Below are 15,430 nucleotides of genomic sequence, written 5' to 3' on the forward strand. Positions count from 1 at the left end.
ACATGCGCAACACACGATGGTGAAACGTCCACCCGGGTTCACATGACATTGGTAGGAAACACAAAGACCCGCCACCGCGAACGGGTGACGGGTCGTTGTGATCTGCGTGATCTGTTCACGCAGCGGTGTCGACTACTTGGCCTTCTCGAGGACCTCGACCAGACGCCAGCGCTTGGTGGCGCTCAGCGGGCGGGTCTCCATCAGGCGAACGCGGTCGCCGATGCCGGCGGTCTCGTTCTCGTCGTGTGCTTTCACCTTCGAGGTGGTGCGGATGATCTTGCCGTACAGCGGGTGGCTCTTGCGATCCTCCAGCTCGACGACAATCGTCTTCTGCATCTTGTCGCTCACGACGTAGCCCACGCGGACCTTGCGCTGCGCGCGCTCCTTGGTGGCGGGTTCTGTCACGTTCACGTCCTTCTCGTCGCTCATGCGTCGTCACCGACCTTGGCATCAGCATCGGGGCCGGCCGAGAGTCCGAGTTCACGTTCACGCAGCACGGTGTAGACGCGTGCGATCTCGCGGCGGACCAACCGCAGCCGGCGGTTGTTGTCGAGCTGTCCGGTAGCCATCTGGAAGCGCAGGTTGAACAGCTCTTCCTTCGACTCGCGGAGACGCTCGAGGAGATCTTCGTCGTTGAGCTCACGGAGCTCGGCGGCAACAATTCCCAGTGCCATCAGAACGTCTCCTCTCGCGTCACGATGCGGGTCTTGATGGGCAGCTTGTGCTGCGCGCGGCGCAGGGCCTCGCGAGCGGTGTGCTCATCGGGGTAGCTCATCTCGAACAGCACGCGACCCGGCTTGACCGGGGCGACCCACCACTCGGGCGAACCCTTACCGGAACCCATGCGGGTCTCGGCGGGCTTCTTCGTCAGCGGGCGGTCGGGGAAGATGTTGATCCACACCTTGCCGCCACGCTTGATGTGCCGGTTGATGGCGATACGAGCGGACTCGATCTGCCGGTTGGTGATGTAGGCACTCTCCAGAGCCTGGATGCCGAAATCACCGAACGTCACCTTGGTGCCGCCCTTGGCCTGCCCCTTGAGACTGGGGTGGTGCTGCTTGCGGTGCTTGACCCGGCGAGGGATCAGCATGGGTCAGCCCTCCTGATTCGCGGTGGGGGTCGCACCTGCGTCGACCGTGGCCGGAGCCTCGGTGACCGGTGCGGCGGAAGCGGTCTCGGCCGCTGCGCGGCCCGCATCAGTGCTGGTCGCGGTGGTTCCCGAGGAACCACTACGACGCGGACGCTGCGGACGCTCACGACGCGGGCGATCGCCGGCCGGAGCCGCGACGGCGGTGAGCTCACGCTTGCCGCCGACGATGTCGCCCTTGTAGATCCAGACCTTCACGCCGATACGGCCGAAGGTGGTCTTCGCCTCGTAGAGGCCATAGTCGATGTCGGCGCGCAGCGTGTGCAGCGGCACCCGACCCTCGCGGTAGAACTCGCTACGGCTCATCTCGGCGCCGCCCAGACGACCGGAGCACTGCACCCGGATCCCCTTGACGTTCGGCTGACGCATGGCCGACTGGATGGCCTTGCGCATCGCACGACGGAACGCCACGCGGTTCGAGAGCTGCTCGGCGACACCCTGTGCCACGAGCTGAGCCTCGGACTCGGCGTTCTTGACCTCGAGGATGTTGAGCTGCACCTGCTTGCCGGTCAGCTTCTCCAGCTCGCCACGGATGCGATCGGCCTCGGCGCCGCGGCGACCGATGACGATGCCCGGACGGGCGGTGTGGATGTCGACGCGAACCCGGTCACGGGTGCGCTCGATCTCCACCTTGGCGATGCCGGCACGCTCGAGGCCGGTGGCCAGGAGCTTACGGATGGCGACATCCTCTTTCACGTAGTCCGCATACTGCTTGTCGGCGTACCACCGCGACTTCCAGTCGGTGGTGATACCCAGACGGAAGCCGTGCGGGTTGATCTTCTGGCCCACTACTGAGCTCCCTTACTGGTCGACTTCTTCGGCGTGCGCGACCGCTTGGGTGCGCCTGCGCCGGTGGCGGTGATGCTCTCCACCACGACCGTGATGTGGCTGGTGCGCTTACGGATCCGGAACGCGCGGCCCTGGGCCCGCGGACGGAAACGCTTCATCGTCGGGCCCTCGTCGGCGAACGCCTGCGAGACGACCAGCGTGCGCCGGTCGAGTCCGAGGTTGTTCTCCGCGTTGGCCGCCGCGCTGGCGACGACCTTGGCAACCGGCTCGCTCGCGGCCTGAGGCGCGAACAGCAGGATGTCGAGGGCCTCGTCCACGCTCTTACCGCGGACCAGGTCGATCACACGACGGGCCTTCATGGGCGTGACGCGAACGAACTTCGCGGTGGCCTTGGCCGTCGGGTTCAGAGTTTCTGCGCTCATCGCCGCTTCGCCTTCCGGTCGTCCTTGATGTGTCCCTTGAAGGTGCGCGTCGGCGCGAACTCACCGAGCTTGTGTCCGACCATCGAGTCCGAGACGAACACCGGAACGTGCTTGCGTCCGTCGTGGACGGCGAACGTGTGTCCGATGAAGTCGGGGATGATCGTCGAGCGACGCGACCAGGTCTTGATGACCTGCTTGGTGCCCTTCTCGTTCTGTACGTCCACCTTCGCAAGGAGGTGGTCGTCGACGAACGGGCCTTTCTTCAGACTGCGTGGCATCTGCTACTCCCTCCTGCTTATCGCTTGTTCTTGCCGGTGCGGCGGCGGCGGACGATCAGCTGATCGCTGGCCTTCTTCTTCGAGCGGGTACGGCCTTCCGGCTGTCCCCACGGGCTGACCGGGTGGCGACCACCGGAGGTCTTGCCCTCGCCACCACCGTGTGGGTGGTCGACCGGGTTCATGACGACACCACGGACGGTCGGGCGCTTGCCCTTCCAGCGCATGCGGCCGGCCTTGCCCCAGTTGATGTTGCTCTGCTCGGCGTTGCCCACCTCGCCGACGGTGGCGCGGCAGCGCACGTCGACACGACGGATCTCACCGGACGGCATACGCAGGGTGGCGTGAGCGCCTTCCTTGCCCAGCAGCTGGATCGACGAGCCGGCACTGCGTGCCATCTTCGCTCCGCCGCCCGGACGCAGTTCCACGGCGTGGATCTGGGTACCGGTCGGGATGTTGCGCAGCGGCAGGTTGTTGCCCGGCTTGATGTCGGCGGTCGCGCCCGACTCCACCACGTCGCCCTGGCCGAGGCCCTTGGGAGCGATGATGTAGCGCTTCTCGCCGTCGAGGTAGTGCAGCAGCGCGATGCGTGCGGTGCGGTTGGGGTCGTACTCGATGTGAGCGACCTTGGCGTTGACGCCGTCCTTGTCGTTGCGACGGAAATCGATCAACCGGTAGGCGCGCTTGTGGCCGCCACCCTTGTGACGAGTGGTGATGCGACCGTGTGCGTTACGACCGCCCCGACCGTGCAGCGGGCGGACGAGCGACTTCTCCGGGTGGTCACGGGTGACCTCGGCGAAGTCGGCGCCACTGGCGCCGCGGCGGCCCGGTGTCGTCGGCTTGTACTTACGAATAGCCATGAGTCTTCTTGTCCTCTACTTCTTCTCGATCCGCCCGGCGTCAGCCGACCGGACCTCCGAAGATCTCGATGGGCTTGCTGTCAGGGCTGAGGGTGACGATGGCGCGCTTGGTGTCCTTGCGCTTTCCGTACCCGGCGCGGGTGCGCTTGCGCTTGCCCTTGCGGTTGGCCGTGTTCACGCTCTCGACCGTGACATCGAAGATCTTCTCGATCGCGATCTTGATCTGCGTCTTGTTCGACTCCGGGTGCACGAAGAACGTGTACACGTTGTCCTCGATGAGTCCGTAGGACTTCTCCGAGATCACCGGGGCGAGGATGATGTCGCGCGGATCTGCCTGGATGACAGTCATTCTCAGGCCTCCTTCTCGTCGGTCTTCAGCGCCCGGGAGACGAACGCGTTGAGGGCCTCGACGGTGAACACGACCTCATCGGAATCGAGCACGTCGTAGGTGTTGAGCTGATCGGGAGTGATCGGCAGGACGTACTCCAGGTTCGCGACGCTCTTCCACGCGGCGACGTCTTCGCGACCGACGACGACGAGGAACTTGCGGCGCTCCGAGATGGCCTCCAGGAAGGCGCGAGCCGCCTTGGTGGACGGAGCCTGTCCGGCCACCAGTTCGGTGATCACGTGGATGCGCTCGTTGCGGGCGCGGTCCGAGAGGGCTCCGCGCAGCGCGGCGGCCTTCATCTTCTTGGGGGTCCGCTGGCTGTAGTCACGCGGCTTCGGGCCGTGCACCACGCCACCACCGGTGAACTGCGGAGCACGGGTCGAGCCCTGACGGGCGCGACCGGTTCCCTTCTGGCGGTACGGCTTCGCGCCGCCACCGCTGACCTCTGCGCGGGTCTTGGCCGAGTGGGTACCCTGCCGAGCCGCGGCTTGCTGTGCGATGACGACCTGGTGCATCAGCGCGATGTTGGCGGGAGCGTCGAAGAGCTCGGCGGGCAGCTCGACGGTGCCGTCGGTCTTCCCGTCCGCGGTCTTGACGTCCAGCGTCAGCTTCGTGGGCGCGTCTGCTGCGCCCTTAGTGGTGTTGACGCTCATGCGCTGACACCGCCTTTCACTGCGTCGCGGACGATCACGATGCCGCCCCTGCGACCCGGGATCGCTCCCTTGATCAGCAGCAGGCCGGCCTCGGCGTCCACCTTGTGCACGGTCAGGTTCTGGGTGGTGACGCGGTCGTTACCCATACGTCCGGCCATCCGCATGCCCTTGAACACGCGACCCGGGGTGGCGCAGCCACCGATGGATCCCGGCGCACGGTGCACGCGGTGCACGCCGTGGCTGGCGCCCAGGCCCTTGAAGCCGTGGCGCTTCATGACGCCCGCGAATCCCTTGCCCTTGGAGGTGCCGGTCACGTCGACGAAGGAACCGTCGGCGAAGATCTCGGCGGTCAGCTCCTGGCCCACGGAGTACTCGGAGATGTCGTTCACGCGGATCTCGGCCAGGTGACGACGCGGCGTGACGCCGGCCTTCGTGTACTGACCGGTGACCGGCTTGGTCACCTTGCGGGGATCGATCGCACCGTAGGCGAGCTGGACGGCGGTGTAGCCGTCGGTCTCCTGCGTACGGATCTGAGTGATCACATTCGGTCCGGCCTTGACGACGGTCACCGGGACAACCCGGTTGTTCTCGTCGAAGACCTGGGTCATCCCGAGCTTCGTGCCCAGGATTCCCTTCACGTTCTTCTGAGTCATATCTGCTTTCCGTCCCTATCCGCGTCTACTGGATGTTGACGTCGACGCTGGCCGGCAGGTCGATGCGCATGAGCGCGTCCACCGTCTTCGGCGTGGGGTCGAGGATGTCGATCAATCGCTTGTGCGTCCGCATCTCGAAGTGCTCACGAGAATCCTTGTACTTGTGCGGTGAACGAATCACGCAGTACACGTTCTTCTCGGTGGGCAGCGGCACCGGGCCGACCACACGTGCCCCGGTACGGGTCACGGTCTCCACGATCTTGCGCGCCGAAGCGTCGATCGCCTCATGGTCATAGGCCTTGAGCCTGATGCGGATCTTTTGTCCCGCCACGCTGTGTCCTCTTCCGTCGGTAACTAGTCGGCAGACGCGCCGCTGGGGAGCGGCTCACAGATGACCACTGCTCCTCATGAGACGGTGATCGACGCTGTTCATCTGTCGTTGTGCGTTCGCCCGCATGACGCGGGCCGGTCGTACTGACTCGGATGCCGGATTCCTCCGACACCCGAGGTCGGGCGTGTCGGGCGCCTGAAGACATATCTGTGCAGACACATCCGTGCGCAGCCGAACATCCGAGATCTTGGCTGTGATCCCTGATCAGGGGGATCGAGGTGGTGCTGGTCGTACAGGTCGATCGCTGTGACGGTTACCGGGCCAGTTCGTCTCCGCTTGACCCGCCGTGGCGATCGCACCTGATCGAGGCCGCGAAAACTCCGCGTTCCCGATCAAGGCAACCCGAACAGTATGCAACAGATCGTCGGCGAGGCCAAATTGCGCCGACAGCGACCCGTGACCGGCCGCCACCTGGGCCGCGACCACCTTCACAGACTCTTCACACCATCTCGGCAGCGCACCGACAAACGGACACTACCGTCGCTGCCATGACCGCACATCCGTCCGCATCGCCCGGGACCCCGTCGTCAGCGCTGCCCTCGGTGTTGGTCGTGGACGACGAACCACTCATCCGCGAGTCCATCGCCGACCGGTTCCGGGCCGAGGGCTTCGACGTCACCACCGCCGACACCGGCCCCGCCGCCGTCGCCACCCACCGAGAGGTCGGCTGCGACGTGGTCATCCTCGACCTGATGCTCCCGGGTATGGACGGGCTCGAGGTGTGCCGACGGATCCAGGCGCACTCCCCCACCCCGGTGCTCATGCTCACCGCCCGATCCGCCGAGACCGACCTCGTCATCGGACTCGGGGTCGGTGCCGACGACTATCTGTCGAAGCCGTTCTCCATGCGCGAGCTGGTCGCCCGGACCAGGGCCCTGCTGCGACGGGCCGAACGGTACGGACCCACCGAGACCGGGCCGACCGGGTCGCCCGAGCCGACGTCGGACGTGCAGACGCTCGGCGACCTGCACATCGACCACTCCGGGCGCCGGGTCGTGGTCGAGGGCGAGTCGGTGCACCTGACCCGTACCGAGTTCGACCTGTTGGTGTCGCTGGCCCGTCATCCGGGCGCGGTGCTCAGTCGTGGGCAGCTGCTCGAGACGGTGTGGCAGTGGCCGGGCGCCGGCGAGACCCGGACCGTCGACTCCCACGTGCGGTCGCTGCGGCGCAAGGTCGGCCACGGCCGGATCCGCACCGTGCACGGCGTCGGGTACGCACTCGAGAGCGATCGGACGTGAGCGTCCGGGAACGGGTCCCGTCCGCACCGGTGCGCCGCCCGCCGCGACGGCTACACTTCCCGCGTCCCCTCGACGCGGTGGCGTCGTTCAAGTTCAAGACCGCCGTGGTGGTCGGTGGCGCGCTGCTCACCTCGAGCGTGTCGTTCTGGATCACCGCGCAACTCGCGTTCCGGTACGCGCTGCTGGTCGCGCTGGTGGTCGCCTTCGTCGTCACGTGGGTGCTCGCGCACGGCATGACCTCGCCGCTGCGGGAGATGACCGGTGCGGTCCGTCGGATGTCCGACGGCGACTACACCACCCGGGTGCGCGCCACGTCGAAGGACGAGATCGGCACCCTGGCCACGGCGTTCAACCAGATGGCCGAGGACCTGGCGCACGAGGACCGGTACCGACGCGAGGTGGTCGGCAACGTCGCCCACGAACTGCGGACACCGGTCGCCGCCCTGCACGCGGTGCTGGAGAACCTGGTCGACGGGGTACGCACCCCCGATCAGGACACCCTGGAGTTGGCATTGACCCAGACCGACCGACTGGGCCGACTGATCACCGACCTGCTCGACCTGTCCCGGGTCGAGGGCGGCGCCGTGCGACTCGACCACGACCCGATCGAGGTGCAGCGCTTCGCGGCCGACGCCGTGGCGCAGTGCCGGCTGCGACTGCGTCAGCACAGCGGACGGGCCACCGACGTCGGTTTCTCCATCGACATCCCGGCCGCGCTGGTCGTCGAGGCCGACGAGGACCGCCTCCATCAGGTGCTGGCCAACCTCCTCGACAACGCGGCCCGGCACTCACCACCCGGTGGCGTGATCCACGTGTTGGCCCACGCCGACGGCGACTCCGTCGTCCTCGAGGTGGCCGACGAGGGGCCCGGCGTGGAACCCGCCGAGCGTCAACGCATCTTCGAACGCTTCACCCGCGGCGGTTCCCGCGACGGTGGCACCGGACTCGGCCTGGCCATCGCGCAGTGGGTCGTCCACCTGCACCGCGGCGAGATCGCCGTGGTCGACGACCCGCGGGGGTGTCGGATCCGGATCCGCCTGCCCGCGAACGTCACTCGCTGACCCCGACCCTCACACGCGCCGATCGGCGCGCTCGGACCGAACCACACCCGTACGACGAGAGGCGATACCCCCATGCCCGAAACACCCTCGATGCCCGGCCTGCCCATCCCGGGGACGGTCTACCCGGCCCCTCCCGAGCCGCCGTTCCCTCCCCTTCCGCCGTTGCCGCCACGGCCGCCGATGTACGACGTGTCGGCGGACCTGCCCCGCGTCGCCCCGGGGCGGGTCTTCGCCGCGGTCGCCGGCACCGCCGTCGCCGCGGCGCTCCTGCTCCCCGCAGGCCTGTCGGGCATCGGGATCGCGGTGACCGGCATCATCGTCCTCATCGCGGTGTTCGTGGGTTCGCCCTACCGCCCGGGGTGGGGCCAGTTGCTCACCGCCGCAGGCATCGTGGCGCTGCTGGCCGTGCCCGGCTGGCGCAGCGCCGAGTGGCTGACCGTCTGGTACGTCCTGCTCGCGGTCGCGGCCACCGGGGTGCTGCTCATCAGTGGACGCACGCTGCGGGACATGGCGTTCGCGGTGGTGGCGCCGATCGTCGTGTCGCTGCGCACGTCGGCCTGGATGACCCGGGCCGCCGGAGTCGCCTACTTGGGCTCGAAGGTGGAGAACCCGCGGGCGGTGCTCGGGGTCGGCGTGGTGACCGTGGTGCTCGTCGTGGTCTTCGGCGCGTTGTTCGCCGGCGCGGACGCCATGTTCGCGACCCTGCTGTCCGCGCTCACCCCGGACGTCGACGACCCCACCGTCACCGCGAACGTCGCGGTGGGTGTCGTGGTCGGCCTGTTCACGGCGGTGGGTTGCTACCTCCGGTACGCCCGGCCGCGCCTGACCGACCACGAGCGGACGGTCGCGGGCGACTCCTGGGCCTGGGCGGTGCCGACCGGCACGGTGCTCGCGTTGTTCGTCGCCTTCCTCGGCACGCAGGCCGGCGCCATGATCGGCGGGCAGGACTACGTGCAGGACACCGCGAACCTGACCTCGGCCGAGTACGCACGATCGGGCTTCTGGCAGTTGTTCGCCGTCACCGCGCTGACGATCCTGGTGGTGTCGGTGGCCTGGCAGCGCGCGGCCCGCACCACCACCCGCGACCGCGTCCTGGTCCGCGGCATACTCGGCGGACTGTGCGTCGCGACGCTGCTCGTGGTGGTCTCCGCGCTGCACCGGATGTACCTGTACATCGACGCCTACGGCGCGACCCGCCTGCGGATCAGCGTGATGGCGGTCGAGTTGAGCCTGGGCGCGATCGTCATCGCCCTGATGGTGGCGGGCGCCGGACTCGGCACCCGACACCTCGCCCGCGTCGTGGGCGGTCTGATCATCGGTGCCGCGCTGGCGTTCGCCGTCTACGACCCGGACGCGCAGATCGCCCGGATCAACGTCGATCGGTACGAGGCGTCGATCGCCCGCGACGAGGCACCCCGGATCGACACCTCGTATCTGTCCGGGTTGTCGCCGGATGCGACCGGTCAGCTGCTCCGACTCCCCACCGAACTGCAGCCGTGCGTGCTGCGGCTCATCGCCGAGACCGCCCGCGAGAAGCGCGGGTGGACCGGGTTCACCGTCGGTCGCGCACAGGCGAAGGCCGACCTGCACGACGTCGAACTCACGAGCGTCGACGCGTGCCCCAGCCCCAACTGACCGACGAGTAAGGTCGTGACCCATGACGGACGAGATCACCACGCTGCCCACCGCACGGACCGAGTCGGTCACCCCGACGTACGCCCTGTGGCGTCGCCTTCCCCAGAACGCGGTGGGCGCGGCGCTGTTCTCGATCGGCATGGTCGCCCGGGTCCCCTACTTCGGCACCATCCTGCCGTCGGTGAAGGAGCTGCGACCCGGGTACTGCGAGGTCACGGCACCGAAGTGGTTCGGGGTGCACAACCACATCGGCACCTTCCACGCGATCGCGGCCTGCAACCTCGCCGAGACCGCGATGGGGATGCTGATGGAGGCCTCGACCCCCACCACGCTGCGCTGGTTGCCCAAGGCCATGACGTCGCAGTACCTCGCCAAGGCGACCACCGGCCTGCGTGCGGTGGCCACCCTGCCCGATCCCATCGACGCCGCCGCGATCGGCGACGGCGCGGAGATCGTCGTCGACATCGCGATCACCGACAAAGCCGGGCTCGAGGTCGTCCACTGTGCGATCACGTGCTGGGTCACGCCGAAGTGAGAACACACCTGTACGAGTCGGTCGAGCGCCGAACAATGAGCGACATCTATTGTCGAATTAATTGCGCAGACGCCTTGCGCGCCATTTCGAATTCATATTAACCTCGGCTAAGTACTTGTTCGGGGCAAATGCGGGGTGGTGAATCGAGGTCGTCGGGTGCCGGCACTGGGAACATCGGGAGTCGTTCCGATCGGCGATCGTGAGGTGCACTACTGCGCCGACGGGCAGGGCCCGGTCACGGTCTTCTTCGAGAGCGGACTCGGCCGTTCACGCAACACGTGGGCGGCCGTACAACCGCAGGTCGCCCGGTTCGCCCGGACGATCACCTATGACCGAGCGGGCCACGGGCGCAGCGACTCTCGCGCCGAGCCCTGCACCCTCGAGGAACTGACCGCCGACCATCTCGCGGTCCGTCGCGCGGTGGTCGACGGCCCGTGCGTCGTGGTCGGACACAGTTACGGCGGGCCGATCGTCCGTGCGGGTGCACTGGTCGAACCCGCCGACGTGTCCGGTGTGGTGCTCGTCGACGAGGTGTCCGAATTGTGCGACCGCCTGGTGTACGGGAACGGGATGATGGGCTCCGGCGCTTTCTATCGTGCGCAGGTCGTCCTGGCCAAACTGCGATTGTTGCCGAGTTTCCTGACGCGTACCCACTACCGAACACTGACGTCGTCGAACCCGGTGGAAGACCCCGATGAATTGATGCGGGAGATCCGCTCCGAGGAGGGCAGCGGTCGCGGCGCACGCACCGCGCTCCGGGAGTGGCAGGGCTTCACCGCGAGCATGCGTCGTTTCCACGCGAGCGGTCCGTGGATCCCCCGGGTACCGATGACCACCATCTCGCCGACGCGCGTGCCCGAGGACAAACGCCACCTCGACTACATCGCCCAGTCGCACGACGAGACGGCCCGACTCGCGTGCGACTGCCGCCACGTCTTCGCCCACACCTCGGGCCACTACATCCAACTGTCCGAGCCCGACACCGTGGTCAACGAGATCCGGGCTCTCGTCGACGCCTCCTGCACCGTCGCCTGATCGCTGCGATACTCGGATCACGTGATGTCGTCTCGGCCAGATCGGGCGAGCACGGACGGCGCGGACCGGGGGCGTGGGATGGCGATCAGAGGCCGTAACCTCGGACTCCTCGCGGCCCTGTCGGCGATCCCCACCGGCCCGTCCCAGGCGAGCGTGCTCGACGGGCTGCGTCGGGTCATCCTCGACGGGGGCGCGACGCCCGGGTCGGCCATCCCGGTCGGCGAGATCGCGACCCTGTTCGGCGTCAGCCCCATCCCGGTGCGCGAGGCACTCAAGACACTCGTGGGCGAGGGACTCGTCGGTCATCAGACCAACAACGGCTACTTCGTCGCGCAGCTCACCGTCGCCGAGCTCCGCGAGATCTACTTCGTCCGAGGCATTCTCGAGCAGGCCGCGCTGACCCGTGCCGTCGAACTGGCCACTCCCGACGATCTGGCGGCCGCGCGCGAGGCCCACCGGGCCCTGCACGCCGCCACCGACGCCGGTGATCTCCGTGCGTACCACCATCAGTCACGTCGTTTCCACCAGGCGCTGATCGAGCCGTGCGGCATGCACCGTCTGGTGCACATGTTCGAGGCGACGTGGAACATCACCGAACCGTTCCAGCTCATGCGCGCCGCGACTCCGGAGATGCAGACGCGTCTGCACGCCGACCACGAGTCGATGATCGACGCCGTGGCCGCCCGTGACGTGGACGCACTCATCGCGGCCTCGCGCGAGCACCACTCACGCCTCGAGACGATGATCATCGACACCGCAGCACAATTGAACGTCGCCGACGAATCCTGACCGCCCGGATCCAGCGGACGGCGAGAATATACTTTCGCGGTAACGCAGCAGAAATAACCCGGTCCTAGCCTAGGCTCACTCGAACACCAGGAGAGCCCATGACCGAAACGATCACCACCGGCGATGCCGTCGCGGAACCGACCCACGCGAGCGCGGCCGGGGAGAGCGTCATCAAGCTCGGCTATCACCAGAACCTGACCAACTCCGACCTCGCGCCGCTGAAGAAGCAGAGCTGGACGTCGTACAACATCTTCGCGTTCTGGATGTCCGACGTGCACAGTGTCGGCGGCTACGTGTTCGCGGGAAGCCTGTTCGCACTGGGTATCTCGGCCTGGCAGGTGCTCATCGCCCTGCTGGTCGGCATCTTCATGGTCTATTTCCTGTGCAACCTCGTCGCACGCCCGTCGCAGCAGGCAGGCGTCCCCTACCCGGTGACGACACGGGTGGCGTTCGGCGTCCGCGGCGCCAACCTCCCCGCCATCCTGCGCGGCCTGATCGCGGTGGCCTGGTACGGGATCCAGACCTACCTCGCCTCCGTCGCGTTCGGTCTGTTGGCGATCAAGTTCTGGCCCTCCATCGCGAAGTTCGACTCCGTGGACGACTACGGCTTCCTCGGGTTGTCGCTGCTCGGGTGGGGCGGTTTCATCCTGATGTGGGTGCTGCAGGCCATCGTCTTCTGGAACGGCATGGAGACGATCCGCAAGTTCATCGACTTCTGCGGTCCCGCGGTCTACGTCGTCATGGTCATCCTCGCCGGGTACCTGATCTACAAGGCCGGCTGGAGCAACGTCCACTTCGACCTGTCGGCCGGTCCGAACAAGACCGGATGGGCCTCGTTCACCGCCCTGCTGAGCGCCATCGCCCTGGTCGTCTCGTATTTCTCGGGACCGATGCTCAACTTCGGCGACTTCTCCCGCTACGGCAAGTCGTTCTCCGCGGTGAAGAAGGGCAACTTCCTCGGCCTGCCGGTGAACTTCCTGTTCTTCTCGATCCTGGTGGTGTGCACGGTCTCCGCGGGCGCCACGGTGATCGGTCGCGACGCCGACGGCAACATCATCACCGACCCGGTGCACATCGTCGACCGCATCGACAACACCACCGCGGCGGTCCTCGGCGTGCTCACCTTCGCCATCGCGACCATCGGCATCAACATCGTCGCCAACTTCGTCTCCCCCGCGTTCGACTTCTCCAACGTGGCCCCGACCAAGATCACCTGGCGCATGGGCGGCATGATCGCCGCCGTAGGGTCGGTGCTGATCACCCCGTGGAACCTCTTCAACAACCCGTCGGCGATCCACTACACACTCGACACGCTCGGCGCGGTGATCGGACCGCTGTTCGGCGTGCTCATCGCGGACTTCTACCTCGTCAAGAAGAAGAAGATCGTCGTCGACGACCTGTTCAGCATGTCGCCCACCGCGACCTACTGGTTCCGCAAGGGCGTCAACCCGGTGGCCGTGATCGCCACCGTCGTCGCCGCGATCGCGGGCATCCTCATCGTCGTCGAGGGCACCACCTACATGGCCAGCTACACCTGGTTCGTCGGAGCCGGTCTCGGTTTCGCGATCTACTGGCTGGGCATGCGGTTCCTGCCGCCGACGTTCATCTACGAGAACCCACCCACCGTCGAGGCGACCGAGAAGGTCGTCGCCTGACACGACAGACTGGCGTCATGCGTATCTGCATCATCAACCCGAACACCACCTCCGCCATGACCGACCTCATGGCGGAGGTGGCACGTTCGGCGGCCGGTCCCGACACCGACATCGTGGCGGTGACCTCGTCGATGGGGCCCGCCTCCATCGAGAGCCATTACGACGAGGCGATGTCGGTACCCGGACTGCTGGCCGCGATCGTCGCCGACCGGGCGTCGGAACACCCGTCCGACGCGTACCTCATCGCCTGTTTCGGCGATCCCGGCCTCGACGCGGCACGCGAGATCGCCGGGGCTCCGGTCCTCGGCATCGCCCAGGCGGCCATGCATCTCGCGGCCCTGTCCGGCGGCGGGTTCTCGGTCGTGACCACTCTGGGGCGCACCATCGGGCGCGCCGAGGAGCTGACCCATCGATACGGGGTGGCCGGCCTCTGCCGCGGACTGCACGCCTGCGAGATCCCGGTGCTCGAACTGGAGTCGAACCCGGACACCGAGGTCATCCTCACCGACGCCTGCGCACGGGCGTTGACCGGCGACGGCTCGGAGTCGGTCGTGCTCGGCTGCGGCGGGATGGCCGATCTGGCCGCGCGCATCTCGGACAAGATCGGCGCCCCGGTCATCGACGGGGTCGCCGCCGGCGTCCGTTTGCTGCAGGCGCTCGTGCCGGTCGGCGGGTTCCCCGGCCCGGCCAGCGGCGAGTTCTCCCGCCCGCCGGCCAAGGAGTACACCGGCCTGCTCAGCGGGTTCGCCCTGCGCTGATCGCCGCTCCGCGTTCACCGCCGAGGTCTCGAATCGGCATCCATCCGGTCGCGATCGGATGCGTGACCCGAACGCGTCACGGCACCTCATGGCACGCTTCGCTACCCTCGCGAAGGTCGTGTGCTGTTACTGGAGGTGTTGATGAGGCCCGTGAGGTTTCGTTTCGGGTGTTCCGTCGTCGCGGTGATCGCTGCGCTGCTCCTACCGGCGGCGGTGCTGTCCTCCCCCGCATCCGCCGCACCCGCCCCCGTCGCACCCGCACCGACCTCCCCGTCGGACCCGGCCGTTCTCGCCGGCGCCAACGACTGGTCGTGCCGTCCGTCGGCCGCCCATCCCCGGCCGGTCGTGCTGGTCCACGGCACGTGGTCGACGATGACCGACACCTGGAAGGTGCTCGCCCCGGCCCTGAAGAAGGAGGGCTGGTGCGTGTTCGCCCTCGACTACGGCAAGCGTGAGCCGAACAGCCTGGAGAACCTGCTGAACCTCGCGGGCGGCGACGCCATCGCGCAGTCGGCAGGCACCCTGGCGCGGTTCGTCACGAGGGTGCGCACCACGACACGGGCGGCTCAGGTCGACATCGTCGGACACTCACAGGGCGCGCTCGTCGCACGGCAGTACCTGAAGTTCAACGGCGGTACCGATGCCAAGGACCCGTCGCGCAACGCCGTGCACACCCTGGTCAGCCTCGCGGGCACCAACCACGGGACGACGTTCAACTTCAACCAGCTGATCGGACTGGCCGGGCAGGCGCTCGGCATCCCGGTGGTGACGCTCGCCGCGACCGCGGTCGGGCCGTCCTACATCGAGCAGATGATCGGGTCGCCGTTCCTGCGTCGGCTCAACGACGGCGGCGACACCCGTCCGGGGGTCGAATACGTCGCGGTCGGGTCGCGGGGCGACAACGTCGTCACCCCGACCGACAGCACCTTCCTCACCGCGGGACCGGGCGCGAAGGTCCGCAACGTCTGGGTGCAGGACGGATGCCCGGCCCTGCTCGTCGACCACATGACGATCACCTCGGCACCGCGCGCGAACTGGATCGTCCTCGACGCACTCGACCCGGCTTACGGTCGGACACACAAGGCGCCCTGCGCCTGAGACCGGTCGGCCCGCCCACTCGGCGTCCGTAACCGCCCACTCGACGGG

General features: G+C 67.5%; 20 protein-coding genes. 9 read left to right on the forward strand and 11 right to left on the reverse strand.

What is annotated here, in order from left to right; all coding sequences use genetic code 11:
* Nucleotides 1-132: 132 nt before the first annotated feature.
* From rpsQ to rpsJ, 11 genes are read right to left on the reverse strand one after another with little or no spacing between them, the layout of a single operon-like run.
* Nucleotides 133-429: a 30S ribosomal protein S17 gene (rpsQ, locus tag LX13_RS17305; RefSeq protein WP_253662512.1), complete on the reverse strand. Its 297-nt coding sequence runs from the start codon at nt 427-429 to the stop codon at nt 133-135.
* Nucleotides 426-674: a 50S ribosomal protein L29 gene (gene rpmC / locus LX13_RS17310; RefSeq protein WP_301301292.1), complete on the reverse strand. Its 249-nt coding sequence runs from the start codon at nt 672-674 to the stop codon at nt 426-428. Before rpmC ends, rpsQ begins: the two co-directional genes overlap by 4 nt.
* Nucleotides 674-1,090, reverse strand: coding sequence for a 50S ribosomal protein L16 (gene rplP, locus LX13_RS17315; protein WP_188489374.1), 417 nt, complete (start codon nt 1,088-1,090; stop codon nt 674-676). Before rplP ends, rpmC begins: the two co-directional genes overlap by 1 nt.
* 3 nt (nt 1,091-1,093) lie before the next feature.
* Nucleotides 1,094-1,936 carry a 30S ribosomal protein S3 gene (gene rpsC, locus LX13_RS17320; RefSeq protein ID WP_188489372.1) on the reverse strand — a complete coding sequence of 281 codons (843 nt, stop codon included), beginning with the start codon at nt 1,934-1,936 and terminating at the stop codon, nt 1,094-1,096.
* Nucleotides 1,936-2,358 (reverse strand): 50S ribosomal protein L22, encoded by a 423-nt coding sequence (gene rplV, locus LX13_RS17325; protein ID WP_253662513.1) that lies wholly within the window; start codon nt 2,356-2,358, stop codon nt 1,936-1,938. Before rplV ends, rpsC begins: the two co-directional genes overlap by 1 nt.
* Nucleotides 2,355-2,636: a 30S ribosomal protein S19 gene (gene rpsS, locus LX13_RS17330; RefSeq protein WP_003940820.1), complete on the reverse strand. Its 282-nt coding sequence runs from the start codon at nt 2,634-2,636 to the stop codon at nt 2,355-2,357. The genes rplV and rpsS overlap by 4 nt, the downstream gene beginning before the upstream one ends.
* 17 nt (nt 2,637-2,653) lie before the next feature.
* On the reverse strand, nt 2,654-3,493 hold the full coding sequence (gene rplB, locus LX13_RS17335) for a 50S ribosomal protein L2 (protein WP_253662514.1): 840 nt from the start codon (nt 3,491-3,493) through the stop codon (nt 2,654-2,656).
* Between the two features lie 40 nt (nt 3,494-3,533).
* Nucleotides 3,534-3,842: a 50S ribosomal protein L23 gene (gene rplW, locus LX13_RS17340; RefSeq protein ID WP_188489365.1), complete on the reverse strand. Its 309-nt coding sequence runs from the start codon at nt 3,840-3,842 to the stop codon at nt 3,534-3,536.
* A gap of 2 nt (nt 3,843-3,844) precedes the next feature.
* Complete coding sequence (rplD, locus tag LX13_RS17345; protein WP_253662515.1) at nt 3,845-4,534, reverse strand: 50S ribosomal protein L4; 690 nt, start codon at nt 4,532-4,534, stop codon at nt 3,845-3,847.
* Nucleotides 4,531-5,187 (reverse strand): 50S ribosomal protein L3, encoded by a 657-nt coding sequence (gene rplC, locus LX13_RS17350; protein ID WP_253662516.1) that lies wholly within the window; start codon nt 5,185-5,187, stop codon nt 4,531-4,533. Before rplC ends, rplD begins: the two co-directional genes overlap by 4 nt.
* 25 nt (nt 5,188-5,212) lie before the next feature.
* Nucleotides 5,213-5,518, reverse strand: coding sequence for a 30S ribosomal protein S10 (gene rpsJ / locus LX13_RS17355; RefSeq protein WP_003938093.1), 306 nt, complete (start codon nt 5,516-5,518; stop codon nt 5,213-5,215).
* A 548-nt stretch (nt 5,519-6,066) separates the two neighbouring features.
* Here rpsJ and LX13_RS17360 point away from each other — a divergent pair.
* From LX13_RS17360 to LX13_RS17400, 9 genes are all read left to right on the forward strand, one after another.
* On the forward strand, nt 6,067-6,816 hold the full coding sequence (locus LX13_RS17360; RefSeq protein WP_253662517.1) for a response regulator transcription factor: 750 nt from the start codon (nt 6,067-6,069) through the stop codon (nt 6,814-6,816).
* Nucleotides 6,817-6,845: 29 nt separating this feature from the next.
* A complete protein-coding gene (locus tag LX13_RS17365) occupies nt 6,846-7,877 on the forward strand; it encodes a HAMP domain-containing sensor histidine kinase (RefSeq protein ID WP_253662812.1) in 1,032 nt (343 codons plus the stop codon).
* Nucleotides 7,878-7,949: 72 nt separating this feature from the next.
* A complete protein-coding gene (locus LX13_RS17370; protein ID WP_253662518.1) occupies nt 7,950-9,512 on the forward strand; it encodes a DUF4153 domain-containing protein in 1,563 nt (520 codons plus the stop codon).
* Between the two features lie 22 nt (nt 9,513-9,534).
* A complete protein-coding gene (locus LX13_RS17375) occupies nt 9,535-10,047 on the forward strand; it encodes a hotdog fold domain-containing protein (protein ID WP_253662519.1) in 513 nt (170 codons plus the stop codon).
* 156 nt (nt 10,048-10,203) lie between these two features.
* On the forward strand, nt 10,204-11,082 hold the full coding sequence (locus LX13_RS17380) for an alpha/beta fold hydrolase (RefSeq protein ID WP_253662520.1): 879 nt from the start codon (nt 10,204-10,206) through the stop codon (nt 11,080-11,082).
* A gap of 78 nt (nt 11,083-11,160) precedes the next feature.
* Nucleotides 11,161-11,871, forward strand: a complete 711-nt coding sequence (locus tag LX13_RS17385) for a GntR family transcriptional regulator (protein WP_253662521.1) — start codon at nt 11,161-11,163, stop codon at nt 11,869-11,871.
* A 98-nt stretch (nt 11,872-11,969) separates the two neighbouring features.
* Nucleotides 11,970-13,526 carry an NCS1 family nucleobase:cation symporter-1 gene (locus LX13_RS17390; protein WP_253662522.1) on the forward strand — a complete coding sequence of 519 codons (1,557 nt, stop codon included), beginning with the start codon at nt 11,970-11,972 and terminating at the stop codon, nt 13,524-13,526.
* Between the two features lie 17 nt (nt 13,527-13,543).
* The gene (locus tag LX13_RS17395; protein ID WP_253662523.1) at nt 13,544-14,284 is read left to right on the forward strand and encodes an aspartate/glutamate racemase family protein; all 741 of its coding nucleotides are present in this window, start codon (nt 13,544-13,546) and stop codon (nt 14,282-14,284) included.
* A 150-nt stretch (nt 14,285-14,434) separates the two neighbouring features.
* On the forward strand, nt 14,435-15,382 hold the full coding sequence (locus tag LX13_RS17400; RefSeq protein WP_253662524.1) for an esterase/lipase family protein: 948 nt from the start codon (nt 14,435-14,437) through the stop codon (nt 15,380-15,382).
* Nucleotides 15,383-15,430 lie beyond the last annotated feature (48 nt).

This window comes from Williamsia maris, from assembly GCF_024171815.1.
Classification (GTDB): Bacteria; Actinomycetota; Actinomycetes; order Mycobacteriales; family Mycobacteriaceae; genus Williamsia_A; species Williamsia_A maris.

Coding starts and splice junctions, on each gene's coding strand:
- rpsQ (WP_253662512.1), bottom strand. CDS start 429: ATGAGCGACGAGAAGGACGTGAACGTGACAGAACCCGCCACCAAGGAG.
- rpmC (WP_301301292.1), bottom strand. CDS start 674: ATGGCACTGGGAATTGTTGCCGCCGAGCTCCGTGAGCTCAACGACGAA.
- rplP (WP_188489374.1), bottom strand. CDS start 1,090: ATGCTGATCCCTCGCCGGGTCAAGCACCGCAAGCAGCACCACCCCAGT.
- rplV (WP_253662513.1), bottom strand. CDS start 2,358: ATGAGCGCAGAAACTCTGAACCCGACGGCCAAGGCCACCGCGAAGTTC.
- rpsS (WP_003940820.1), bottom strand. CDS start 2,636: ATGCCACGCAGTCTGAAGAAAGGCCCGTTCGTCGACGACCACCTCCTT.
- rplB (WP_253662514.1), bottom strand. CDS start 3,493: ATGGCTATTCGTAAGTACAAGCCGACGACACCGGGCCGCCGCGGCGCC.
- rplW (WP_188489365.1), bottom strand. CDS start 3,842: ATGACTGTCATCCAGGCAGATCCGCGCGACATCATCCTCGCCCCGGTG.
- rplD (WP_253662515.1), bottom strand. CDS start 4,534: ATGAGCGTCAACACCACTAAGGGCGCAGCAGACGCGCCCACGAAGCTG.
- rplC (WP_253662516.1), bottom strand. CDS start 5,187: ATGACTCAGAAGAACGTGAAGGGAATCCTGGGCACGAAGCTCGGGATG.
- LX13_RS17360 (WP_253662517.1), top strand. CDS start 6,067: ATGACCGCACATCCGTCCGCATCGCCCGGGACCCCGTCGTCAGCGCTG.
- LX13_RS17370 (WP_253662518.1), top strand. CDS start 7,950: ATGCCCGAAACACCCTCGATGCCCGGCCTGCCCATCCCGGGGACGGTC.
- LX13_RS17375 (WP_253662519.1), top strand. CDS start 9,535: ATGACGGACGAGATCACCACGCTGCCCACCGCACGGACCGAGTCGGTC.
- LX13_RS17385 (WP_253662521.1), top strand. CDS start 11,161: ATGGCGATCAGAGGCCGTAACCTCGGACTCCTCGCGGCCCTGTCGGCG.
- LX13_RS17390 (WP_253662522.1), top strand. CDS start 11,970: ATGACCGAAACGATCACCACCGGCGATGCCGTCGCGGAACCGACCCAC.
- LX13_RS17395 (WP_253662523.1), top strand. CDS start 13,544: ATGCGTATCTGCATCATCAACCCGAACACCACCTCCGCCATGACCGAC.